The organism is Pseudomonas sp. S2_A05 (genome assembly GCF_054668485.1).
This window is the reverse complement of record NZ_CP162775.1, coordinates 5,292,304-5,315,969: the sequence shown is the minus strand read 5'-3', so window position 1 is coordinate 5,315,969 and position 23,666 is coordinate 5,292,304. Positions and strand designations below refer to the sequence as shown.

At 61.6% G+C, this 23,666-nt stretch carries 19 protein-coding genes and 1 riboswitch; of the genes, 5 read left to right on the top strand and 14 right to left on the bottom strand.

Translation table 11 applies throughout. From position 1 onward, the window contains the following. Positions 1 to 60 precede the first annotated feature (60 nt). Positions 61 to 1,809, top strand: a complete 1,749-nt coding sequence (locus tag AB4O12_RS24105) for a molecular chaperone (protein ID WP_460059825.1) — start codon at positions 61 to 63, stop codon at positions 1,807 to 1,809. 104 nt (positions 1,810 to 1,913) lie between these two features. Here the strand turns inward: AB4O12_RS24105 and serB are convergent, their stop codons facing one another. After that, on the bottom strand, positions 1,914 to 3,128 hold the full coding sequence (gene serB, locus AB4O12_RS24100) for a phosphoserine phosphatase SerB (protein WP_460059823.1): 1,215 nt from the start codon (positions 3,126 to 3,128) through the stop codon (positions 1,914 to 1,916). A 134-nt stretch (positions 3,129 to 3,262) separates the two neighbouring features. Here serB and AB4O12_RS24095 point away from each other — a divergent pair, with 134 nt between their 5' ends. Beyond that, positions 3,263 to 4,774, top strand: a complete 1,512-nt coding sequence (locus AB4O12_RS24095) for an AhpA/YtjB family protein (protein ID WP_095180973.1) — start codon at positions 3,263 to 3,265, stop codon at positions 4,772 to 4,774. Positions 4,775 to 5,121: 347 nt separating this feature from the next. Here AB4O12_RS24095 and AB4O12_RS24090 read toward each other — a convergent pair whose 3' ends face one another. The 9 genes from AB4O12_RS24090 to AB4O12_RS24050 all read right to left on the bottom strand — a co-directional run bounded on the left by AB4O12_RS24090 (position 5,122) and on the right by AB4O12_RS24050 (position 14,624). Next, a complete protein-coding gene (locus tag AB4O12_RS24090; RefSeq protein ID WP_024011350.1) occupies positions 5,122 to 5,832 on the bottom strand; it encodes a PqiC family protein in 711 nt (236 codons plus the stop codon). A 185-nt stretch (positions 5,833 to 6,017) separates the two neighbouring features. After that, on the bottom strand, positions 6,018 to 8,282 hold the full coding sequence (parC, locus tag AB4O12_RS24085; protein ID WP_460059822.1) for a DNA topoisomerase IV subunit A: 2,265 nt from the start codon (positions 8,280 to 8,282) through the stop codon (positions 6,018 to 6,020). 7 nt (positions 8,283 to 8,289) lie between these two features. Beyond that, on the bottom strand, positions 8,290 to 8,814 hold the full coding sequence (locus AB4O12_RS24080) for a retropepsin-like aspartic protease family protein (RefSeq protein WP_071174225.1): 525 nt from the start codon (positions 8,812 to 8,814) through the stop codon (positions 8,290 to 8,292). Next, entirely contained in the window at positions 8,811 to 9,800 is a 990-nt protein-coding gene (locus AB4O12_RS24075) for an esterase-like activity of phytase family protein (protein ID WP_460059821.1), read from the bottom strand. The genes AB4O12_RS24080 and AB4O12_RS24075 overlap by 4 nt, the downstream gene beginning before the upstream one ends. Continuing rightward, positions 9,800 to 11,707, bottom strand: coding sequence for a DNA topoisomerase IV subunit B (gene parE / locus AB4O12_RS24070; RefSeq protein ID WP_095180975.1), 1,908 nt, complete (start codon positions 11,705 to 11,707; stop codon positions 9,800 to 9,802). The genes AB4O12_RS24075 and parE overlap by 1 nt, the downstream gene beginning before the upstream one ends. 41 nt (positions 11,708 to 11,748) lie before the next feature. Continuing rightward, on the bottom strand, positions 11,749 to 12,357 hold the full coding sequence (locus tag AB4O12_RS24065; RefSeq protein ID WP_095180976.1) for a YqiA/YcfP family alpha/beta fold hydrolase: 609 nt from the start codon (positions 12,355 to 12,357) through the stop codon (positions 11,749 to 11,751). A 293-nt stretch (positions 12,358 to 12,650) separates the two neighbouring features. Next, positions 12,651 to 13,466, bottom strand: coding sequence for a 3',5'-cyclic-AMP phosphodiesterase (gene cpdA / locus AB4O12_RS24060; protein ID WP_457264559.1), 816 nt, complete (start codon positions 13,464 to 13,466; stop codon positions 12,651 to 12,653). A gap of 97 nt (positions 13,467 to 13,563) precedes the next feature. Further along, entirely contained in the window at positions 13,564 to 14,016 is a 453-nt protein-coding gene (locus AB4O12_RS24055) for a DUF1249 domain-containing protein (protein WP_016771972.1), read from the bottom strand. Then, positions 14,007 to 14,624: an NUDIX domain-containing protein gene (locus tag AB4O12_RS24050; protein WP_236168143.1), complete on the bottom strand. Its 618-nt coding sequence runs from the start codon at positions 14,622 to 14,624 to the stop codon at positions 14,007 to 14,009. Before AB4O12_RS24050 ends, AB4O12_RS24055 begins: the two co-directional genes overlap by 10 nt. A 227-nt stretch (positions 14,625 to 14,851) precedes the next feature. On the opposite strand from AB4O12_RS24050, the gene AB4O12_RS24045 reads away from it, so the two are divergent. After that, complete coding sequence (locus tag AB4O12_RS24045; RefSeq protein ID WP_016771974.1) at positions 14,852 to 15,598, top strand: RsiV family protein; 747 nt, start codon at positions 14,852 to 14,854, stop codon at positions 15,596 to 15,598. Here the strand turns inward: AB4O12_RS24045 and cytX are convergent. After that, positions 15,567 to 16,859 carry a putative hydroxymethylpyrimidine transporter CytX gene (gene cytX / locus AB4O12_RS24040; protein ID WP_460059820.1) on the bottom strand — a complete coding sequence of 431 codons (1,293 nt, stop codon included), beginning with the start codon at positions 16,857 to 16,859 and terminating at the stop codon, positions 15,567 to 15,569. The genes AB4O12_RS24045 and cytX overlap by 32 nt on opposite strands. Before the next feature lie 140 nt (positions 16,860 to 16,999). Further along, a complete protein-coding gene (thiC, locus tag AB4O12_RS24035; RefSeq protein WP_095180980.1) occupies positions 17,000 to 18,889 on the bottom strand; it encodes a phosphomethylpyrimidine synthase ThiC in 1,890 nt (629 codons plus the stop codon). Between the two features lie 145 nt (positions 18,890 to 19,034). Further along, a riboswitch (TPP riboswitch) is annotated at positions 19,035 to 19,140 on the bottom strand. Positions 19,141 to 19,344: 204 nt separating this feature from the next. Here thiC and AB4O12_RS24030 point away from each other — a divergent pair. Next, a complete protein-coding gene (locus AB4O12_RS24030; protein ID WP_041477642.1) occupies positions 19,345 to 20,778 on the top strand; it encodes a TolC family outer membrane protein in 1,434 nt (477 codons plus the stop codon). 91 nt (positions 20,779 to 20,869) lie between these two features. Here AB4O12_RS24030 and waaA read toward each other — a convergent pair whose 3' ends face one another. Both waaA and AB4O12_RS24020 read right to left on the bottom strand, forming a co-directional pair. Continuing rightward, entirely contained in the window at positions 20,870 to 22,144 is a 1,275-nt protein-coding gene (waaA, locus tag AB4O12_RS24025; RefSeq protein ID WP_252883068.1) for a lipid IV(A) 3-deoxy-D-manno-octulosonic acid transferase, read from the bottom strand. A gap of 11 nt (positions 22,145 to 22,155) precedes the next feature. Further along, on the bottom strand, positions 22,156 to 23,052 hold the full coding sequence (locus AB4O12_RS24020; protein WP_095180982.1) for a LysR family transcriptional regulator: 897 nt from the start codon (positions 23,050 to 23,052) through the stop codon (positions 22,156 to 22,158). Positions 23,053 to 23,159: 107 nt separating this feature from the next. On the opposite strand from AB4O12_RS24020, the gene AB4O12_RS24015 reads away from it, so the two are divergent. Further along, on the top strand, positions 23,160 to 23,492 hold the full coding sequence (locus AB4O12_RS24015; protein ID WP_016771980.1) for a DMT family transporter: 333 nt from the start codon (positions 23,160 to 23,162) through the stop codon (positions 23,490 to 23,492). Positions 23,493 to 23,666: the final 174 nt, after the last annotated feature.

Here is a 23,666-nt window from a genome sequence, read left to right as displayed (position 1 = left end):
TCGCGGAAGCAGCCGAGGCTGCTTCCGCAAACCGCGGCATTTGCTGCTATGGTTTTGCTCATGAGCCAGACCAACTTTTCTCCCAAGCTGCGCGCTCCGACTCCCACGCAAACGCGCCTGTCGTTCTGCGAGGCCAGCCCGCGCGACCTCAAGCGCTGGATCGCCGGCCTGCCCAAGGCCAACATCGGCGAAACCGCCCGCTTGCTGTATCAAGGCCTCGGCGAACTGAACCTGTTGCTCACCCCCAGCGACAATCGCCTGCAATTGCTTGAGCTGCTGCGGCCCGAGGTGTATTTCGTCTGCCAGCATCTGGAACGGCATTTTCTGCATCAGGCGATCATGCTCGACGAGCGTTCGCGAAAAGTCAGCAACCTGTGTCAGGCGCTGCAAGCTCAGTTGGCCATCGGCTATAAACAGATTGTTCTGCGCATCCTGCCCAAATACAGCAAGGATCGCGCGACATTGGTCGGCACCGCCTTGCAACGCGCCGCGCATGCCCTCAAGGCGCAACTGGTGCGCGCCACGCAGCTGTACAGTTCACCGCCGGAACACGTGTGGTTGGAATTGCATCAGCTGTATCGCAGCGCTGCGCAATTACAGCTGCAACAACGGCGGCTGCGCGATGATCTGGCGTTTTTGACCAGCGAACTGAGCGTCGAACAGACCTACATCGCCGCGCTGCTATTGGGCAGTGCCCGTTGCAATCAATTACGCCAGAGTCAGATTGCTCGGCTGGCCGAGGTGATCGAGCCGTGGAGCGCCCTGCTCAAGCTGCACCCCGGCCGCGCCGACGACGGTTTGTTCGCCATCAGCCCGGAACTGGATGTTGGTCCACGCTACCGCAAGATGTTTCGCAGTGAACAACAGAGCGGGCTGCTGGGCTTCGACCCGCAGCCCTTGGTCAAGCAGCTCGAAACGCACCTGCTGCAGCAGCCGACTTCAACCCCCCTGCCTGTTTCCGCCGGTCTCAGCATCGATACCCTGCAACATCTGCACGCCACTTGGGGCCAGGCTGCCGAACGCAGTTTTCAGCGCAGCGCCGGCCAGGGCACATTGACCGTGTGCGTCGGCATGAGCGCCCTGCACTTCTACCTCGGCGGCGAGCGCACCTTCAGCGAGTTGCTCAAACATCCCGGTGCCCGCACGGCAAATTTCAGCAGCGTCGTGGCCAACGGCGAAAAGGACAGCTGGAGTCAGGCGTTCGACGCTGCCCCGCAAAGTAACGATGAGCTGTTGCCGTACGAGGAAATCCAGTACGACCAGCTGAGCGAGGATGAAGGCCCCGGCAACGCGCCGAATTATCCGACTTACGCCTTGCCGGTGATCAACCACAGCCCCGGCGGCTATTGCCTGGCCTGGCCGAGCGAGGTGCCGGCCGAATTGCAGGCCGGGGAAATGCTCGGCATTCAGGACAGCGAGAGCAAAGGCTGGAGCATTGCGGTGATTCGCTGGATTCGCCAGGTGCGCGGCAGCGGCACGCAGATGGGCATTGAACTGGTCGCGCCACACGCGCAGCCGTGCGGGCTGCAACTGGTTCGTTCCAAGGACGATCACAGCCATTATCTGCGCGGTTTGCTGTTGCCGGAGATCAGTGCGATCGATGTGCCGGCCACCGTGCTTGCGCCGCGCCTGCCGTTCCAGGAAGGCAACAAGGTGTTGATCAACACCCAGGGCGAAGAACACCGCGCCGGGCTGGATCGGCGGGTGGCGAGTACGCACAGCTTCAACCAGTTCGCCTATCGCTCGCTGGATCCTGCGCAGAATGGCGGGGGTGAGGAGGATTTTGATTCGTTGTGGAATTCGCTTTAGACCGAGGCGCGGCCTTCGCGAGCAGGCTCGCTCCCACATTCAAATGCAGTTCAAATGTGGGAGCGAGCCTGCTCGCGAAGAGGCCAGATCAGCTTATGGAGATCTCAGAGCTGCCCGTCACGATCCCGGAAACCCAGCAGATACAACACACCATCCAGCCCCAGCGTTGAAATCGCCTGCTTCGCCGACTGCTTGACCAACGGTTTGGCGCGGAACGCCACGCCCAGCCCGGCAATCGCCAGCATCGGCAAGTCGTTGGCGCCGTCGCCGACAGCAATGGTCTGCTCCAGACGCAGCCCTTCCTTGTGCGCCAGCTCCTTGAGCAGATCAGCCTTGCGCTGCGCATCGACAATCGGCTCGATCGCCACGCCGGTGCACTTGCCGTCGACCACTTCCAGCTCGTTGGCGAACACGTAGTCGATGCCCAGCCCGGCTTGCAGCTGCTTGGCGAAATAAGTGAAGCCGCCGGACAGGATGGCGGTTTTGTAGCCGAGGCGTTTGAGTTCGGCGAACAGGGTTTCGGCGCCTTCGGTCAGGCGCAGCGAGGCGCCGATCGAGTCGAGCACGCTGACGTCGAGGCCCTTGAGCAGCGCCAGACGCTCCTTGAAGCTGGCGCGGAAATCCAGTTCACCGGCCATGGCGCGCTCGGTGATTTCCGAAACCCGGTCACCCACGCCGGCCGCTTTGGCCAGCTCATCGATGACCTCCGCTTCGATCAGCGTCGAGTCCATGTCGAACACCGCCAGACGCCGGTTGCGACGGAACAGCGAGTCTTCCTGGAAGGCGATGTCGACGTTCAATTCCTGGGCAACGCTGAGGAATTCGGCGCGCAAAGCCTGCGGATCGGCGGCTTCGCCGCGCACGGAAAACTCGATGCAACCCTTGCCCTTGTCGGCCGGCGTGTCCAGCGGCATGCGCCCCGACAGACGGTCGATATGGTCGATGTTCAAGCCATATTTGGCGGTGATCGCGCTGACCGCCTGCAACTGGCCGGCTGTGACTTTGCGCGTCAGCAGGGTAACGATATGGCGTTTCTTGCCCTGATTGCCCACCCACTGCTGGTAATCCTCTTCGGACACCGGGGTGAAACGCACTTGCTGATCCAGTTCGTAGCCCTTGAACAGGATGTCCTTGAGCACTGACTTGCCCTGTTCGGAATCGGGAATTTCAACCAGGATGCCGAACGACAGGGTGTCGTGGATCACCGCCTGACCGATGTCGAGAATGTTCACACCACCTTGTGCCAGAACACCGGTGATGGCCGCTGTCAGACCGGGACGGTCGACTCCCGTGATGTTAATCAGGACGATTTCGCGCAACGCGCACCCCCGCAACTGGAAAAAAACCGCATTCTACCCACTTTCAGTGACCATCGGGCACCGCGAGCGCTTTGCCGGTCTGGGGCCTGTCGCTATACTGCGCGTCAACTTCACGGACAAAGAGCCGAGCTCAAGTGAACCGGCCCACGCCAGTCAAAACCGATAACTTCTTCCTGCTGATCTTCCGTGCACTGCGCCATCGCCGTGTACCGATTGCATTGCGCATTGCCAGCCACAACGTGATCCTGGTCGCTCTGGCCCTGGTGATCTATGCCGGGGTGATGGGTCTGCAATTCAAGCAGGCCATGCACGAGCAGGCCGATGCGCTGGGCGAAAGCCTGACCACGCAGACCGCCACCTCCGCCACCGAGCTGCTGGTGTCCAACGACATCCTCAGCCTCAACGTGCTGCTCAACAACCTGACCAAGAACAAACTGGTCGCCCACGCGGCGATCTACAGTGTGGACAACCGCATCCTCGCCGAGTCCGGTCAGCGTCCCAAGCACAGCCTGCTGGGCGAAGCCGAGGGCATGTACGAGAGCAAGATCACTTTCCAGGACGTGACTGCCGGGCAACTGCGCATCAGCCTGGACATGGATCAGTTCCAGCAGCCGATGACCATCAGCCTGCAAAGCATGGGCATTCTGAGCGCAATTCTGCTGGCGCTGTCATTGGCTCTGAGTCTGCGCATGGGCCGCTATCTGTCGACGCCGTTGCTGCAATTGCGCGTGTGGCTGCGCCGGATCGACGCGCACACCCCGGGCATCGACCGCCAGGATGAAATCGGCGATCTGGCGCGCCAGCTGCATGCCAGCTACGCCCCGGAACCGGAGCCTGAGCCCGAACCCGAGCCGGAATTCGCCGAGGAAGAAGACGAGCCTGAATTCGAGGTGCGTAACCTGCGCGATCCGAGCTTCGACGAAAGCCGCCCGCTGGCCGCGAAGAAACCGGCACCGCGTCACCTGGTCAGCACCGTCGAAGACGATGATGACGATGACGCTTTCGCCGACCTGCGCGACGAATCGCTCAACGGCGCCGCCCAACCGCTGACGCGCAAACCGAGCCCTGACGTGCCACAGCACACCGCCGTACTGGCCGTGCAATTGGGCTCGCAGGAACAATTGCGTCGTTTGCCTCGCGCACGTCTGGAAGAATTGCAGGAACGCTATCGCGACTGCCTCGAGCAGGCCGCGTCGCTGTATCAGGGCGAAATCGAAACCCTCAACGATGGCAGCACGCTGTTGCTGTTCCACACCGAAGACTGCGGCGACGATTACCTGACCAATGCCATCTGCTGCGGCGAACTGCTGCGTGCACTCGGCCACCAATTGCAGATCGAGGTCGCGGACAGCGGCATCACCCTGCAATTGCAGCTGGGCCTGACCTTGGGCGATGAGTTGTTCGGTCTGAGCCAGATTGATCTGCTGCTGACCGATTCGGCTCAGGATGCACTGGCCTTGTCGCAACACAGCCGCAATCTGCTGCTGGTCGAGCGCAAGATCAGCGATGACACCTTGATCCGCCAGCGTGCGCGGATCCGGCCGATCGCCAGCCCTGAAGGCGCTTGCTGTGTGGAGCGGTTGATGGAGCCATATCCGTCGATGCTCGAACGGCAACTGGCGCGGATGCATGAGCGCCGGGCGTAAGGCTTAGGCCCGATACGCAAAAGCCCGCAGACAATTAATTGTCTGCGGGCTTTTTTGTGCGCGGTGTTATTGGAATCGTGCGCATCCCTGAAAAGCCCCTCACCCTAGCCCTCTCCCAGAGGGAGAGGGAACCGGTTGGGGGAAATTCCAGAATTACACCGACTTGAACGCCCTGCTTTGAATCCACAATCGCCAACATCTTTCAGGTCGACGTAAGACGCCCGACACCTCACCCTAGCCCTCTCCCTCCGGGAGAGGGCTAGGGTGAGGGGCTTTTGATCTTCCACCTCACCTCCAGACATAACAAAGCCCGCACAAGGCGGGCTCTGTTCTGACGCGTTCCAGCCTCAGAAGCGAAACACTTCCATATCGGTACGAATCGGCGAGGCCATCGGAATCTTTGGCTGCTTCTCGGCATCCGCCGCCGGCGCTGCGGGTTTCGGCGCGGCTTTACGCGGTGCCTCGGCCACGGGCGGCTGGTTGGCCAGTGGCTTGAGCGCCACCGACAACTGCTCGGCCAGACGCTGCAACAGAACCCCTTGTGCCTGCACCTGGGAAGCGGTGCTGCCGGCGTGCGTTTCCTGCAGGTGAATGATGCGGTTATCGCGCACCTTGCCGCGACGATCGATCAAACGCCATTGCGCATCGAGAATCGCCGGTTGTTTCGCCCCGGAATCCAGACGGGTGATGGTCAGCAGAACCTGCACATCCGGCGTGAATCCGGCAGTAGCAGGCGCCAGCACCACACGCTGACTGTCCAGGTGACCGGCGACCTGACGCATCAGCAGTTGATCGATATCCGACGAAAGGCTGCCAGCCCAACGACCGTCGGTCGCCGCTTGCAGGCTGCCGTCGGGTTGACGTTGCAGCAGGGTTTCGCGTTGCAGGTAATCGGCAACAACTACCGGCCCCAGCAAAACCGCCATGCCTGCGCTTTGCGCAGGCTGAACCGGACTTCCGCTGTCCAGTTGGTACAGCGACACCGGCTGGTGAACGCTGCAACCCGCCAGGCCAAGAACGCCGGCGAGCAACAAAATAAGGGGGCGTAGAGCAGTCATCATCCCGTCCAGGTGGCCGCCACAAGGCTGACCACAGTGAAAATACTCAATAAATATGAAGAACGCTCGGCCACGCCGGCGCTTGAAAGGCCATATCATCCGTGAATATGCGTTCCGACTCCAGCGCCAAAGCGTCGATCTACGCGTTTAATCGCAGATCGAACGCTCTAGTAAGGCGTTCTCGCCTAATTGAGGTTTTCGACGAGCAGCGCATCCACTCTCTGGAAGCCCCGCGGAAGTTTGTTTCCGCGCCGTCCACGCTCACCTTTATAGTGCTCGAGGTCGTCGGCTTTCAGCGACAGGGTCCGTTTGCCAGCCTGCAATACCAGGGTGGCGCCTTCCGGCAGGACGGCGATGTCCGTGACATATTCTTCGCGACTGGCCACGCGTTCACCGGATATACCGATGATCTTGTTGCCTTTGCCCTTACCTAATTGTGGCAGATCGCTGATTTTGAAGATCAGCAGGCGACCTTCGGTCGTGACCGAGGCCAGCCAGTTCTGCTCACGATCGGCCACAGGGCGCGGCGCGATGACCTTGGCGTTGTTCGGCAGGCTCAACAGGGCCTTGCCGGCCTTGTTCTTCGCTTGCAGGTCTTCGCCTTTGACCACGAAGCCGTAACCGGCATCGGACGCAATCACGTACAGCGCATCGTCTTCGGGCATCAGCACGCATTCGAACGAAGCGCCCGGTGGCGGCGTCAGACGGCCGGTCAAGGGTTCGCCCCGGCCACGGGCCGACGGCAAGGTATGCGCGGCAACCGAGTAGCTGCGACCGGTGGAATCGATGAACACGGCAAACTGGTTGGAGCGCCCCGCCGCCGAGGTCTTGAAGCCATCGCCGGCCTTGTACGACAAACCGGTAGCGTCGATGTCGTGGCCCTTGGCCGAACGCACCCAGCCTTTTTCCGACAGCACGACGGTGACTTTCTCGTTCGGCAGCAGATCGTGCTCGCTCAGCGCCTTGGCTTCGGCGCGCTCGACGATTGGCGAGCGGCGGTCGTCGCCGTAGGTTTCGGCGTCTTTGAGCAGCTCGGTACGCACCAGTTTCTTCAGCTTGGCTTCGCTGCCCAGCAGGGCTTGCAGCTTGGCTTGCTCCTTGAGCAGTTCGTCCTGCTCGTCGCGCAGCTTCATTTCTTCCAGCCGCGCCAACTGACGCAGACGGGTGTCGAGAATGTAGTCGGCCTGGATCTCGCTGAGGGCGAAACGCTCGATGAGCTTGGCTTTCGGGTGTTCCTCGGTGCGGATGATGTGGATCACTTCATCCAGGTTGAGGTAGGCGATCAGCAAACCGTCCAACAGGTGCAGGCGACGCTCGACCTTGTCGAGGCGGAATTGCAGGCGGCGACGCACGGTCAGCACGCGGAATTCCAGCCATTCGACCAGCAGCGCACGGAGGTTTTTCAGCTGCGGCTTGCCGTCCAGACCGATGATGTTGACGTTGACCCGGTAGGTCGACTCCAGCTCGGTGCTGGCGAACAGGTGCTGCATCAGCGCTTCGTGATCGACGCGGCTGTTGACCGGGATGATCACGATGCGGCACGGGTTTTCATGGTCGGATTCGTCACGTAGATCGGCGATCTGCGGCGCTTTCGACGGTTTGGCCTGCATCAGCGCGGCGATCTGCTCCAGCACCTTGGCGCCGGAGACCTGATGCGGCAGCGCGGTGACGATGATGTCGCCGTCCTCGACGTGGTACACGGCGCGCATACGCACCGAGCCCTTGCCAGTTTCGTACATCTTCAGCAGGTCGGCGCGCGGCGTGATGATTTCCGCTTCGGTCGGATAATCCGGACCCTGAATGTGTTCGCAGAGCTGTTCGACCGTGGCTTTCGGCTCATCCAGCAAGCGCACGCAGGCGGTGGCGACTTCACGCAGGTTGTGCGGCGGCACATCGGTGGCCATGCCCACGGCGATACCGGTGGTGCCGTTGAGCAGAATGTTCGGCAGGCGCGCCGGCAACACCAGCGGCTCCTGCAGGGTGCCGTCGAAGTTCGGCCCCCAGTCCGCGGTGCCCTGGCCCAGTTCGCTGAGCAGCACTTCGGAATAGCGCGACAGCCGCGCTTCGGTGTAACGCATGGCCGCGAAGGACTTCGGATCGTCCGGCGCACCCCAGTTGCCCTGGCCGTCGACCAGCGTGTAGCGATAGCTGAACGGCTGCGCCATCAGCACCATCGCTTCGTAGCACGCCGAATCGCCGTGGGGGTGGAACTTGCCGAGCACGTCACCGACGGTACGCGCCGATTTCTTGTGCTTGGAATCAGCGTCCAGCCCCAGTTCGCTCATGGCGTAGACGATACGCCGCTGTACCGGCTTCAGGCCGTCGCCGATATGCGGCAAGGCGCGGTCCATGATCACGTACATGGAGTAGTTGAGGTAGGCATTTTCGGTGAAGTCAGCCAGCGAGCGGCGTTCTACACCGTCCAGGCTGAGATCAAGGGAGTCGCTCATGCGGGCCTCATCGGTTCGTTGTCTGGCGCAGCAGCATGGTGCCACCGCGCTGGGTAAATTCAAGTTTGTTCAGGGCGCTCATGCCGAGCAGCACCTGGTCGCCATGCAGCCCCGGCGCCACCAGTGCACGGACATCCCGCAGCACGATGTCGCCCAGTTGCAGGCGGGCAATCTTCGTTCGATAGCCCTGGCTCAGGCCATTGGCCGTGCTCAGGGTCACGCCGAAACCTTCTTGCAGCTTCAAACGCTTGGCCAGATCCGCCGGGATCGCCACATCGGTCGCGCCGGTGTCGAGCATGAACTCCACCGGCTCGCCGTTGATCTGGCCGCTGGCGACAAAATGCCCTTGGGCATTGCTCGCCAGTTTCACTTCGATAAAACCTTCGCCCTGCTCCGACGTAACCACGATGTTCGGATTCTGCTGGCGCTGCTCCCACTGACCGAAAAACCGCGTCGCGAGAAACAGCGCCGCGCACCAGGCGAGGATCATCAACACCCGACCGGCACGCTTGCCCGGCGGTTGCTGGCTCATGGCCTGGCACTCCAGCCACCGTCCGGCGCGGCGAAGCGCCAGACCACCGGGCGGACTTCGCCGTCGGCACGCGGGCCAAAATTGTTGTCGACGCCGATCCACGCACCTTCGGCATCAATGATCAGCGCTTCTTCCAGTCCGTAGTTCTGCGAGTAGCGGCGATTTTCCCGCAACAGTTCGCCGGCGTACGACCAGCATTGTTCGACCTTGGCCGTCTGTGCATCGCGACGGCAGATCTCGAAAGCGTTGCGCTCAAGGGTAAACAGCTTGCCGTTGAACAAGGAAATGTCGGAAAAGTCGCGATGAACCGCTTTCGCCTTGGGAAACTGTGGCGGCTGCATCTCCTTGCCGCCCTCACTGAGCAGCACGCAGCGACCGTCACAATCCCACACCGTCTGCTGGCGCTTGATCAGCAGCAGGCCGCGCTTTTGCCGTTCGGCGGCCAGCCATATCTGATCACCGGCCGGGTTGATCGCCAGGCCTTCGAAGATCGAATTGAACTTGAGCAGCAGGCCGCTCGCCCGCGCTTCGCGAACCAGCAGCGGCGAGATTTTCAGCCAGTTCGCCGGGCCACTGACCGGCACCTGCAACACCGCCGCATGGGCTTCGCTGACGATGTAGCGATTGCCAGCGCTGTCGCAACTGATGCCTTCGAAATCCAGTTCGCCCCCGCGAATGAACGACGCCGCCCAGGTACGCGAGCTCAAGCCCCACGGCAAGCCGCTCTCCGGCACAGGCGGCACGTCGATGTGCACGGTTTGCGCCTGCCAGACCGGATCGCGGGTATCGAGCCGATAGATCTGCTCGTCATCGCGATCGGAAACGGTCCACAGCTCGTTGCCGCACATGGCCAGACCTGACAGGTTACCGCCGCGCATGCCTTCGACCGGGTGTTCGGAAAGCAGCCGCAATTCTTGCAGCGGCTCGGCCGACACGCTCAGCGCACTCAGCAGCAACGCACCCGCCAAGGCCCAGCCAAACTGCATCAGGCCAGCACCTCGGCGAGGTTGCCTTTGGATTCCAGCCAGGTCTTGCGGTCGCCGGCGCGTTTCTTCGCCAGCAGCATATCCATCATTTCCGAGGTTTCGGCGAAGTCTTCGCCCAGCGTCAACTGCACCAGACGCCGGGTGTTCGGGTCCATGGTGGTTTCACGCAGTTGCGGCGGGTTCATTTCGCCCAGGCCTTTGAATCGGGTGACCTGCGGCTTGCCGCGTTTCTTTTCGGCCACCAGGCGATCGAGAATACCGTCGCGCTCGGCCTCGTCGAGGGCGTAGTAGATCTCTTTGCCGAGGTCGATGCGGTACAGCGGCGGCATCGCCACATAGACGTGGCCGGCATCCACCAACGGGCGGAAGTGCTGGACGAACAGCGCGCACAGCAAGGTCGCAATGTGCAGACCGTCGGAGTCGGCGTCGGCGAGGATGCAGATCTTGCCGTAGCGCAGCTGGCTCATGTCCGCGGCGCCCGGATCGACGCCGATGGCCACGGCGATGTTGTGCACTTCCTGGCTGGCGAGCACTTCGCTGCCGTCGACTTCCCAGGTGTTGAGGATCTTGCCGCGCAACGGCAGGATCGCCTGGAACTCCTTGTCCCGCGCCTGTTTGGCCGAACCGCCGGCGGAGTCACCCTCGACCAGGAACAGCTCGGAACGCATCGGGTCCTGCCCGGCGCAGTCAGCCAGTTTGCCCGGCAGCGCCGGACCTTGGGTGACGCGTTTGCGCTCGACTTTCTTGCTCGCCTTGAGACGGCGGCCGGCGTTGTTGATCGCCAATTCGGCCAGGGCCAGACCGGTTTCCGGGTTGGCGTTGAGCCACAGGCTGAAAGCGTCTTTAACCACACCGGAGACGAACGCCGCCGCTTCACGGGAAGACAGACGCTCTTTGGTCTGGCCGGAGAATTGCGGTTCCTGCATCTTCATCGACAAGACAAAAGCGATGCGCTCCCAGACGTCTTCCGGCGCCAGCTTCACGCCGCGCGGCAGCAGGCTGCGGAACTCGCAGAACTCGCGCATCGCATCGAGCAGGCCCTGACGCAGACCGTTAACGTGCGTACCGCCCTGGGCGGTCGGGATCAGGTTGACGTAGCTTTCCTGCACCGCGTCGCCACCTTCCGGCAGCCACAACAGTGCCCAGTCGACCGCTTCTTTATTACCGGCGAAAGCGCCGCAGAACGGCTCGTTGGGCAGACGTTCGAATTCGCTGACCGCATCGACCAGGTAGGAGCGCAGGCCATCTTCGTAATGCCACTCGACTTTCTCGCCGGTGCCTTTGTCTTCGAAGCTGACCAGCAAGCCCGGGCACAGCACAGCCTTGGCCTTGAGCACGTGCTTGAGGCGGCTGATGGAGAATTTGGGAGAATCGAAGTATTTCGGGTCCGGCGCGAAGTACACGCTGGTGCCGGTGTTGCGCTTGCCGACGGTGCCGACGATTTCCAGCTCGGAGGCCTTGAAGCCGTCCTTGAAGGTCATCTGGTATTCGTTGCCGTCACGTTTGACCCGTACGCGCACTTCGGTCGACAGCGCGTTGACCACGGAAATACCCACACCGTGCAAGCCGCCGGAGAACTGGTAGTTCTTGTTGGAGAACTTGCCGCCCGCATGCAGCTTGGTGAGGATCAGCTCGACGCCGGACACACCCTCTTCCGGGTGAATGTCGACCGGCATGCCACGGCCGTCGTCGCTGACTTCCAGCGAATGGTCGGCGTGCAGGATGACCTGCACCGATTTGGCGTGACCGGCCAGGGCTTCGTCGACGCTGTTGTCGATGACTTCCTGGGCGAGGTGGTTCGGCCGACTGGTGTCGGTGTACATGCCGGGGCGTTTGCGCACCGGGTCGAGGCCCGAGAGGACTTCGATGGCGTCGGCGTTATAAGAACTAGCGCTGGGAGTGGCCATAAGGTCTCGTCGTCAGTCATTCATGAAAGAGGGGCAAGACTTCACAGCGTGGTGAAATCGATTGCCTGATACATATCGGCAGCCATGCCGGCAAAACTCAGCAACGCCGGCAATTGCCCGGCAAAGCCCTGGAAACTGTGGTCGCCGCCCGCCTGGATGCGCAGGGCACAGGCGCGGTAATACTGTTGGGCGAGGCGATAATCCAGTGTTTCGTCGCCGGTTTGCAACCAGACCTGATAACGCTGCGGATCCTGCGGTGGTGGCACTTCCAGTTCGGCCAGCGCCGTGACGTGGTCGTGGGTCAGTTCCCAGGTTTCATCGGTGTAGAGGTTCTGCTGCGTGCCCAGATAACCATCGAACATCCGGTGCGGGCTGACCGCCGGGTTGACCAGCAGGGCTTTCAGGCCATGGCGCTCGGCCAGGTGAGTCGCATAGTAGCCGCCGAGCGAACTTCCCACCAGCAACGGCCGGCCCAGCTCGGCGATTGCCTGCTCGAGCTGACCGATGGCTTCACGCGGATGGTGATGCAGCGCCGGCACGCGCAATTGCCCGCTCAAACCCAGCTGCTCCATGACCGCGACCAGCTGACAGGCCTTCTTCGAGGCCGGCGCGCTGTTGAAACCGTGGATATAGAGGATCGAACCGGACATTTGAGCTCCCTGGCTGTCGGCGAAAGATAGCGGAGTTTACAGGGAGAAGGACCGGGATTGGGGGTGGGTTCAATAAATTGGTGTGACAGCACAAGCTGCCCTCACCCTAACCCTCTCCCGGAGGGGAGAGGGGAACCGACTGGGGGATATTCGAGAGCTACACCGACCTGAGCGTTTTGCTGCGAATCCATAATCGATATCGCTGTTTCAGGTCGATGCACAGCCAAAGACACCGCGGTCGGCCCCCTCTCCCCTCTGGGAGAGGGCTGGGGTGAGGGTCTTTGATTGTCAGTTCAGTAACCGTTGGAGCCGTAATCGACTGTGAACTCGAAGTCGGTGACTCTTTCGACGCCCGTTTCCAATTTCCCGTCCGGCAACAATCGCAGCCAGCGATACCCCGGCGCCTGCTCACCGACCTTGAAATCCGCACTCCCCGGCTCGAACTGGATGCACGTCGAAGGCGAAGCCATCAAACGCACGCCATTGCGTTCGCGATCGATTTGCTGATGCACATGCCCCCACAACACCGCGCGAACCTGCGGGAAGCGATCCAGCACTTCAAAGAACGCTTCCGGGTTGCGCAAGCCGATCGGCTCCATCCACGCGCAGCCGATCGACACCGGGTGATGATGCAGGCACACCAGATGATGGCGCTCAGGCGCCTCGCTCAGCGCGCGGGCGAGCAGTTGCAATTGATCATCCTGCAGATAGCCCGGCACCGAACCCGGCACCGCAGAATCCAGCATCGTCACCCGCCAATTGCCAATATCGACCACCGGCTCCAGGAGCGTGCTTTGCACCGCCGCCTCGGCCATGACCATCGGCTCGTCGTGATTGCCGGGAATCCAGCGCGCGGGTGCACTGATCTGCGCGCTCAGTTGGCGGAATGCCTGATACGACTGCAGCGTGCCGTCCTGGGAAATATCGCCGGTCGCCAGCACCAGGTCGATCTGCGCCTGTTGCGCCAACACCAGGTCGATGACCTGTTGCAGGCTCTCGCGGGTCTTCATGCCCAGCAGCGTGCCGTCCGCCTCGGCGAACAGGTGGCTGTCGGACAACTGCACCAGCAGCGCCGGGTCGGCGCTGGTCAATGTCGATACGCTGGGCAAGGCGCTCTCCCGGGGCTAAGCACGCAATGGATGGGTGCGGCAATTATGCTGGGGGATGACACAAAGGGGAAACCGCCGAAGCGGACGCAGTTCACAACTAGCGAACGACTTCGTACTCGTGCCCCAACGCCAGGCAATGACTCAGCCATTCGCCCAGAAACACATTGAGCTGGGCCTTTTCATCGGGCTGGTGCATGGCGGCGTTCGGATAAGGATAGATGCCGCGAAAGCGTCGTGCATGCTCGGCGCTGACCACTTCGGCCATGCGCGCGTCGTGGTAGACCTGCACTTCCAGTTGCGGCACCGGCAACCACGGCAGACTGTGCTCCTGGCGCACCTGCAAGGTCGTGGTGTACGGGCAGGTCTGCAACACCTCGAGAGCGAGCACTCCAAGCATCTGCTCGCCCTGGGTCACAGCGATACGCCGCGCCTCGGGTTCGTTGCGCATGTCCGGCAGCAGTCGCATCAGGCGCGCGTAGTTGGCCTCGCAGGCGGCTTGCAGCCCTACGAGGTCAACCCGATAACGATCGCGCAGCTTGTTTACGACCATAGCCCCCTCACTTCGGCGCGGTTGAGCGCCAGCCACTGCAAGGCGATGATGCTCGCCGCGTTGGCAATCCGTCCGTCACGCACGGCCTGCCAGGCATCTTCAAATGCCCAGACCGTTACGCGAATGTCTTCGGCCTCTTCTTCCAGCCCGTGCAGACCGCCGACACCGTCGGTGCTGCAACGCCCCAGATACAAATGCACGAATTCGTTGCTGCCACCCGGCGAGGGGAAGTACTTGGTCATCGGCCACAACGCCTTGATGTCCAGCCCAGCTTCCTCCTGCGCCTCGCGGTGAGCAACTTCTTCCGGTTGCTCATCCTTGTCGATCAGACCGGCGACCAGTTCGACCAGCCACGGGTTGTCGGCCTTGCCCATGGCGCCGACACGAAACTGCTCGATCAACACCACTTCATCGCGCTGCGGATCGTAAGGCAGGACGCACACGGCATCGTGGCGCACGAAGATTTCACGATTGATCTCGCGGCTCATGCCACCGGCGAACAGCTCATGGCGCAGGTGCACACGGTCAAGCTTGTAAAAGCCCTCGTAGCATTTTTCGCGCCGCACGATATCCACGGCGGTCGGAATGGCGTTGGCAAAGTCAGTCATAATCTTCCTCTTTACTGCACATCCATTACGAGGTTGCTGTGTACAACCGGCAACCTCGACTTCGCGCCATCCTAACGCGCCCGCACCGTTTGATGCAGCCCCTTTACCGTCAGCGGGATGGACGGTGACGGTGAAACACACTCTAATCAGCTTAGTGGCGAACTGACTGCTCCGTTGAGAGTCGAAGCGGTATCTTTTTGCCTTCCCCTGCTTTCGAAAGGACGCCCATGTCGCTTTTCAAAATTGCCTCTGTGGCCGCTATTGCCCTGACTCTGGGCGCTTGTGCCAGCCTGTTCCAGCCCAACTATCGCACGCCGCTGGAAACCACCCGCGACGCCTCGGAACAACTCAAACCCGGCTGTTCCAACCCCGATTGCCCGCTGGTGAACATCGACACCCTGCGCTTCCCGGACGAGCCGGCGCTGGATGGCATCATCGAAAAACGTCTGCTGCAAATGACCCGCACCGAGAAGAACGCGCCGGTAGCGCCAACCCTGGCCGCCTACCGCGAGCAGTTCCTCGCCAGCGCCGGCCCGCGCAACAGCAGCTATCTGCAAGCGAAAGTACGCGAGCAGCATGACGGACTGGTGATCATCGAGCTGTCGAGCTACCTCGACACCGGCGGCGCCCACGGCACGCCGGGTCGCGGTTTCATCAACTATTCGCGCCAGCAGCACAAGGTGCTGAACCTGTCCGACATGTTGCTGCCGGGGCAGGAAGAGGCGTTCTGGAAAGCCGCGCAAGTGGCGCACAACAGTTGGCTGATCAGTACCAAACTCGATCAGGAGGCGGAATTCGTCGCGAACTGGCCGTTCGTGAAAACCCCGCACGTGGCGCTGACCTACGGCGGCGTGATCCTCAAGTACGACGTGACCACTATCGCGCCATATGCGCTGGGCCACGTCGAACTGAAGATCCCTTACCCGCGCCTGAACGGCATTCTCAAGCCTGAGCTGTTTCCCGGCCGTAACTGAAGGCCCGGCCCAGCACTAACTGCAACAGCCCTGCCAGCACCAGCGCCGGCAGGGTTGCGCCGACATCCGGATACAGATTCGCCAGCAAGTGGTAGGTGCTCACCCCACCCAGCCACGCCAGCAACGCCGGCCAGCGCAATGCGGCTGACGCGACCTGAGCACTGCGTTTGCGCAGAATGAAGTGATCCACCAGCACCACGCCGAACAGCGGCGCGAACACCGAGCCGATCAACAGCAGGAAATTCTGGTACTGCGCCAATGGCGCCAGCAGTGCGATCAGCGTGCAGATCACGCCGATGGCCAAGGCCAGATGCTCGACTTTCAGACGCAACAGAATCCCGCTCGATACCGCCGCCGAATGAATATCGGCAAAAGCGTTTTCCGACTCGTCGAGCAGAATCAGCAACAGCGGAATGCCCAGACCGGCGCCAGCCAAGGCCAGCAGCAACGCATTGACTTCACCGCTCGGCGCGAACGCCAGGGTGTAGGCCACGCCAAGGCTCATCAGCCAGAAGTTACCGATGAAAAAACCCACAGCCGTGCCACCGAAAACATTCTTCGCACGCTTGCCGAAACGCGAGTAGTCGGCAATCAACGGCAGCCACGACAGCGGCATGGCGATGGCAATGTCGAAGCCCACGGCAAACGGCATCGAACCGTCACCGGCGCGCGCCCACAGCGCCGCGAGGTCGGCTTTGGCGAACAGGTTCCAGGTCAGCCACAGGCACGCGGCGAGCAACAGCCAGATGCCCCACTTGCGCAGAATCTGCCGCACGAACGTCAACGGCCCGCTCACCGCGAGCAAGGTCGCCAGCGCACCGAAGAACAGCGTCCACAGCATCGGATTGGCCCACAGCGAACCTTCGCTGAAGGCGCGGCTGCCGAGCAGACTGGCGGCGTCGCGCATGACGATGATTTCGAACGAGCCCCAGCCGATCAGTTGCAGCAGATTGAGCAGCGCCGGCAGGCTCGCGCCTTTGCTGCCGAGGCTGAGCTTCAGCGCCGCCATCGATGACAGGCCGGTGTCGCTGCCGATCACGCCGACAGCAGCCAGCAACAGCACGCCGACCAGCGTGCCGAGGAAGATGGCCAGCAAAGAACCGGACAGACCCAGACCCGGCGCGAGCAATGCGCCGGTCTGCAAAACCATCAGGCCGATGCCGAGGGAGAACCACAGGGAAAACAGATCGCGCCCGCCGAACACACGCTTTGCAGCGGGGACGGCGAGATCGGGAGAATAGGTGCCGGGTTGAATGCTCAAGGGTGTTATCTCAAAGGGACATTTGTTGTGATCGTTCCCACGCTCTGCGTGGGAATGCCTCTCGGGACGCTCCGCGTCCAGTGACGCGGAGCGTCACGGGCTGCATTCCCACGCGGAGCGCGGGAACAATCAGTACGGGGTCAAACTTTCTTGTACAGCTGACTGCCTTCCTTCTTGAACCGCTCGGCCTGTTCCGCGAGGCCTTTGGCGACGTCCACATCGACCGCGTCGATGCGCTGGTTGGCTGCGTATTCACGGACTTCCTGGGTGATCTTCATCGAGCAGAATTTCGGCCCGCACATCGAGCAGAAGTGCGCGACCTTGGCCGAGTCCTTCGGCAGGGTTTCGTCGTGATAGGAGCGCGCGGTGTCCGGATCCAGGCCGAGGTTGAACTGGTCTTCCCAGCGGAATTCGAAACGCGCCTTGCTCAGTGCGTTATCACGAATCTGCGCGCCCGGGTGTCCCTTGGCCAGGTCCGCTGCGTGGGCGGCGATCTTGTAAGTGATGATCCCGGTCTTCACGTCATCCTTGTTCGGCAGGCCCAAGTGCTCCTTCGGCGTCACGTAGCAGAGCATCGCGCAACCGAACCAGCCGATCATCGCCGCGCCGATACCCGAGGTGATGTGGTCATAGCCCGGAGCAATGTCGGTAGTCAGCGGGCCGAGGGTGTAGAACGGCGCCTCATCGCAGCATTCGAGCTGCTTGTCCATGTTCTCTTTGATCAATTGCATCGGCACGTGGCCCGGGCCTTCGATCATGCATTGCACGTCATGTTTCCAGGCGATTTTGGTCAGCTCGCCGAGGGTTTCCAGTTCGCCGAATTGCGCTTCGTCGTTGGCGTCGGCAATCGAGCCCGGACGCAGGCCATCGCCCAGCGAGAAGCTGACGTCGTAGGCCTTCATGATTTCGCAGATTTCGTCGAAGTGGGTGTAGAGGAAGTTCTCTTTGTGGTGCGCCAGGCACCACTTGGCCATGATCGAACCACCACGGGAGACGATGCCGGTGACGCGTTTGGCAGTCAGCGGTACGTAGCGCAGGAGCACGCCGGCGTGAATGGTGAAGTAGTCGACGCCCTGCTCGGCCTGTTCGATCAGGGTGTCGCGGAACAACTCCCAGGTCAGGTCTTCAGCGACGCCGTTGACCTTCTCCAGCGCCTGATAGATCGGCACGGTACCGATCGGCACCGGCGAGTTGCGGATGATCCACTCGCGGGTTTCGTGAATGTGTTTGCCGGTGGACAGGTCCATCACCGTGTCCGAGCCCCAGCGAATGCCCCAGGTCAGTTTCGCCACTTCTTCTTCGATCGAAGAACCCAGGGCGCTGTTGCCGATGTTGCCGTTGATCTTCACCAGGAAGTTACGGCCGATGATCATCGGTTCCAGTTCGACGTGGTTGATGTTGGCGGGAATGATCGCGCGGCCGCGAGCGATTTCTTCGCGGACGAATTCAGGGGTGATTTCTTGCGGAATGCTTGCGCCGAAGCTGTGGCCGGCATGTTGCTGCTTGAGCAAACCGGCCGCACGGGCCTCTTGCAGCTTCATGTTTTCGCGGATGGCGACGTATTCCATCTCGGCGGTGATGATGCCTTTGCGCGCGTAGTGCATCTGGCTGACGTTGGCCCCGGCCTTGGCGCGGCGCGGGTTGTTGACGTGAGCGAAGCGCAGTTTGGTCAGTTCGGCATCGGCCAGACGCTGCTGGCCGAAGTTCGAGCTCAGGCCCGGCAGGCGCTCGGTATCGCCACGGTCATCGATCCACGCTGAACGCACATCGCCAAGGCCTTTGCGCACATCGATGACCACGTTCGGATCGGTGTACGGGCCGGAAGTGTCGTAGACCGTGACCGGCGCATTGATCTCGCCGCCGAAATCGGTCGGGGTTACATCGAGGCTGATTTCGCGCATCGGCACGCGGATGTCCGGGCGCGAGCCCTGAACGTAGATTTTTTGCGAACGGGTGAACGGCTTGACCGATTGCTCGTCGACCTTGGCCGAGTCACTCAGGTTGATCGCGTTTTTTTCTTTTGTTGTCATCACGGGCTCTCCAGACAGCATCCAGCAGTGGATTGTCGGAGCAGAACCTGAAAGGCACGGACGCACCAGGACCGGTGCTGTGCATTCGTCATGAGCGTTCGATTGTCGAACAATATCCCGGACGAAGCACAAGAGGACTCGCCGGGTGACGAGAAATCTTGTTCCCTACGCAGGCGCTAACCTGATCAGGTTCAACGGGATCCGAAATTATTCGATCTCAGCCTCATAGCAAGGCACCCCGACAAGAACCCGGCCAGTCTAGACACAACCATCAAGGAACGCCAACACCGCAGCGAACGCCATGATGAATGGCGTAAATACCCAGGCTGGCCGATTGTTGCCGGAGCAATGCGCAACTACACTCGCTTGGCCTGCCCAGCCTTGACGCTGTGTGGGCTGCGCCTTACCTTTGGCGCCCGGATTACTTCCATAATATTCATGCTAGGGATCGCCTCATGCTGCGCAAACTTTCATTGGCTGTTGCCGTGTCCTGTGCGTCCAACACAATGGCCTGGGCAGCGGAAGCACCCTTGTCGACCAAAACCGATCTGGTCAGCGTCTATCAGGAAGCGGTCGACAACAACGCCGACCTCGCCGCGGCCCGCGCCCAGTATGGCGCGCAGAAAGAAGTGGTGCCGCAGGCCCGCGCCGGTCTGCTGCCGAACCTGTCCGGTGGCGCCGAAGTTGCTGACGTGCGCACCTCGATCGACCAGCCTTCGGCCATCGCCAACCGCAGCGCGCATTCCTACCAGGCGACCCTCGCGCAGCCGCTGTTCCGCGCCGATCGCTGGTTCCAGTATCAAGCAGCCAAAGACGTCAACGAACAGGCCGCGCTGCAGCTCTCGGCCACCGAGCAGAACCTGATCCTGCAGAGCGCCGAAAGCTACTTCAACGTGCTGCGCAGCCAGGACAATCTGGCCTCGACCAAGGCTGAAGAAGCGGCGTTCAAACGTCAGCTCGATCAGTCCAACGAGCGCTTCGATGTCGGCCTTTCGGACAAGACCGACGTGCTGCAATCGCAAGCCAGTTACGACACCGCGCGAGCCAACCGCATCGTCGCCCAGCGTCAGGTCGATGATGCGTTCCAGGCGTTGATCACCCTGACCAACCGTCAGTACAACTCGATTCAGGGCATCGTCCACACGCTGCCGATTCTGCCGCCCTCGCCCAACGATGCGAAATCCTGGGTCGACACGGCGGCGCGGCAGAACCTCAATCTGCTCGCCAGCAACTACGCGGTCAGCTCCGCCGAGCAGACGCTCAGGCAGCGCAAGGCCGGCCATTTGCCGACCCTCGATGCCGTGGCGAAATACGAGAAAGGCGACAACGACGCCCTCGGCTTCGCCAACCCCAACTCGTTCGGCGCGCCCTACGGCGGCAACGTCGAGCAGAGCACGCTGGGCCTGCAACTGAACATCCCGATCTACAGCGGCGGGCTGACCAGTTCGCAAGTGCGTCAGTCCTATGCGCAACTGGATCAGAGCGAACAGCAGCGCGAATCCCTGCGCCGGCAAGTAGTTGAAAACACCCGCAATCTGCACCGCGCGGTGAACACCGACGTCGAGCAGGTGCAGGCGCGCCGCCAGTCGATCATCTCCAACCAGAGTGCGGTGGAAGCCACGGAAATCGGTTATCAGGTCGGCACGCGCAACATCGTCGACGTGCTCGACGCGCAACGCCAGCTGTACACCTCGGTGCGCAACTACAACAACACCCGCTACGACTACATCCTCGACAACCTGCGCCTGAAGCAGGCAGCGGGGACGCTGAACCCGGGTGATCTGGAAGATCTGCGGCGCTATCTGAAAGCCGATTACAACCCGGACAAGGATTTCCTGCCGCCGGATCTGGCGTCGGCGGCTGAGGCGCAGCTCAAGGCCCGGCCTTAAGCGTTAAAAACAAAAGATCGCAGCCTTCGGCAGCTCCTACAGGGAAATGCATTCCAACTGTAGGAGCTGCCGAAGGCTGCGATCTTTTTGCTTACTTGATCAATCTGCCCAAGCTATCCAGCAGCCGCTGCAACGCGCCCTGATTGCGCCGCATCACCGCCAGCCCGGCCTCCGCCATGCGCTGCGCATCACGCGGCAGTTCGAACAAGCGCTGCACCTCGACTGCGAGGCCTTCGGCATCATCCACTTCGGCCAATGCCCCGGCTTCGCGCAATTGCGCGGCGATGTCGAGGAAGTTGAACAGGTGCGGGCCGCTGAGTACCGGTTTCGCCAGCGCGGCGGGTTCGAGCAGGTTGTGCCCGCCGTTCGGCACCAGACTGCCGCCGACAAATGCGCTGTCGGCCAGGGCATAGAGAAACAGCAACTCGCCCATGGTGTCGCCAAGCAGCACGCTCGTCTGCGCATCGACATTGGCCCCGGTCGAGCGACGTACCGTGGCGAAACCTTCGCGCTGGCACAGGTCGAACACCGAATTGAAACGCTCGGGATGACGCGGCACCAGAATCAGCAACGCATCGGGATGACTGCCCAGCAAACGACGATGGGCGTCGAGCACCACTTCGTCTTCGCCTTCGTGGGTGCTGGCGGCGATCCACACGGGACGATCCTGTGCCTGCCACTGGCTACGCAGTTCGGCTGCACGCTGCAACAGTTGCGGGTCGATGGTCAGGTCGAACTTGATCGAACCAGTGACTTCAACGGTTTCCGAACGCGCGCCAAGATCGCGGAAGCGCTGGGCCTCGGCTTCGGTCTGCACCGCCAACAGGCTCATCTCGGCAAGCATCGGCGCAGTGAGTTTGCTGAAGCGGCCATAGCCTTTGGCGGAGCGCTGCGACAACCGCCCATTGGCCAACGCCACCGGAATCCCGCGCTTGGCACATTGATGAATATGATTAGGCCACAACTCGGTCTCCATGATCACTGCAAGCCTGGGCTGCACGCGATCAAGAAAACGCGCCGCCGCACAAGGCAAGTCATACGGCAGATAGCAGTGTTGAATGCGCGGCTCGTTGGCGAACAGTGCCTGAATCCGCTCCGAACCGGTCGGGGTCATGCAGGTCACGGTGATCGGCAGCGTCGGATAGCGTTCCAGCAGCGCGCGGATCATCGGCGCGGCGGCAATGCTTTCGCCGACCGACACCGCGTGCACCCAGATGCCACCGGGCTGCAACGTCGGCATGCCATAAGTAAAGCGCTCGCCAATGCGTTTGGCATACGCCGGCGCCTTGCGCGCACGCAGCCATAGTCGAATCGCCACCAATGGCAGCCCCAGGTAAAACAGCGCGGTGTAGAGAGTTCTATTCATGGCGGCGGAGTTTATCGGCTTTTGTCGCCGATCGCCCGCAAGTGCACAGCAAAACGTTCCGCCAGCCAGCGCGCGGCCGGGCCGAGCGGTTCGTCGCGGCGCCAGACCAGTTCCACCACCAGCGCTGGCGGCGTCCATTCGCTGTCGAGCTCAATCATCTGGCCTTGATACGCCGAGTACTGCACAACGTGGCGCGGCAACCAAGCCCAGCCGAGATCGCGCACCAGCCATTCGGACATTACGTAAAAGCTGTCGGCGCGCCACACCTGTGGGCTGGCCGGCTCGTTGCCGGGATAGACGCTGGTCTGCGTCGACATCAGCAATTGCCGGTGCTGCGCCAGTTGCTGGCAGGTCACATAGGAATGCTGCGCCAGCGGATGATTGACGCCACAGACCGTGACCATTTCCACTCGACCCAGCACGCGGCGCTCAAGGGCTTCGGGGATTTCATCGTGATAGAACAACAAGCCAAGATCGGCCCGGCGTTCGACCAGTTTGCGCGCGACTTCGCCTTGGGCGGCGCTGGTCAGTTGCACTTCCAGGCTGGGAAACTGCTCGGCCAGTTCGCCGAAACTTTCCACCAGCGCCTGATAGGGCATCGCCTCGTCCTGGGCCACGCGCAACTGCGCCTCCTGGCCGCGCAGCATGGCCATCGCGCGGCCGTTGAGGCGCTCGCACTGGCGCAACACTTCCCGCGCCTCTTCCAGCAATGCCTCGCCCGCCTCGGTGAGACTGGGCTGACGGCCACTGCTGCGCTCGAACAGGCTCACGCGCAAATCCTCTTCGAGCATCGCGACAGCACTGCTGATCGCCGATTGCGCCTTGCGTTGTCGACGTGCCACGGCGGAGAACGATCGCTGTTCGGCGACGTCGACAAATACCCGCAGGTGCTCAAGATTCCATTGCATACGATTTTTCAACCTATCTACTGAACAGATAGGTAATGACTTTACCCCATCTGAGCAATCCCTAGAATGTCACTCCAGCAAGCAATGATTTATTTGAGGATCAAACCATGAACGCCTACGTCTATCTGGCCATCGCCATCTGCGCCGAAGTGATCGCCACCGTTTCGATGAAAGCGGTCAAGGGCTTCAGCACTCCTCTACCGCTGATTCTGGTCATTGTCGGCTACGGGATTGCATTCTGGATGCTGACGCTGGTGGTACGCACCGTACCGGTGGGCGTTGCCTACGCCGTCTGGGCGGGGATGGGCATTGTCATGGTCAGCGTCGCGGCGCTGTTCATCTACGGGCAGAAACTCGACGTACCGGCGATGCTGGGGATGGCGTTGATCGTGCTGGGCGTGGTGGTGATTCAATTGTTCTCGAAAACCGCCGGCCATTAACTGCCAGACACAATCCCCTGTGGGAGCGAGCCTGCTCGCGAATGCGGTACATCAGTCAACACATATGTCGACTGGCATTCCCTCTTCGCGAGCAGGCTCGCTCCCACATTGGCCCATATGTTCGGCATGTTGATCATCGACAAATCCGCCCCTTTCCCGAGTCTGTATACTGCG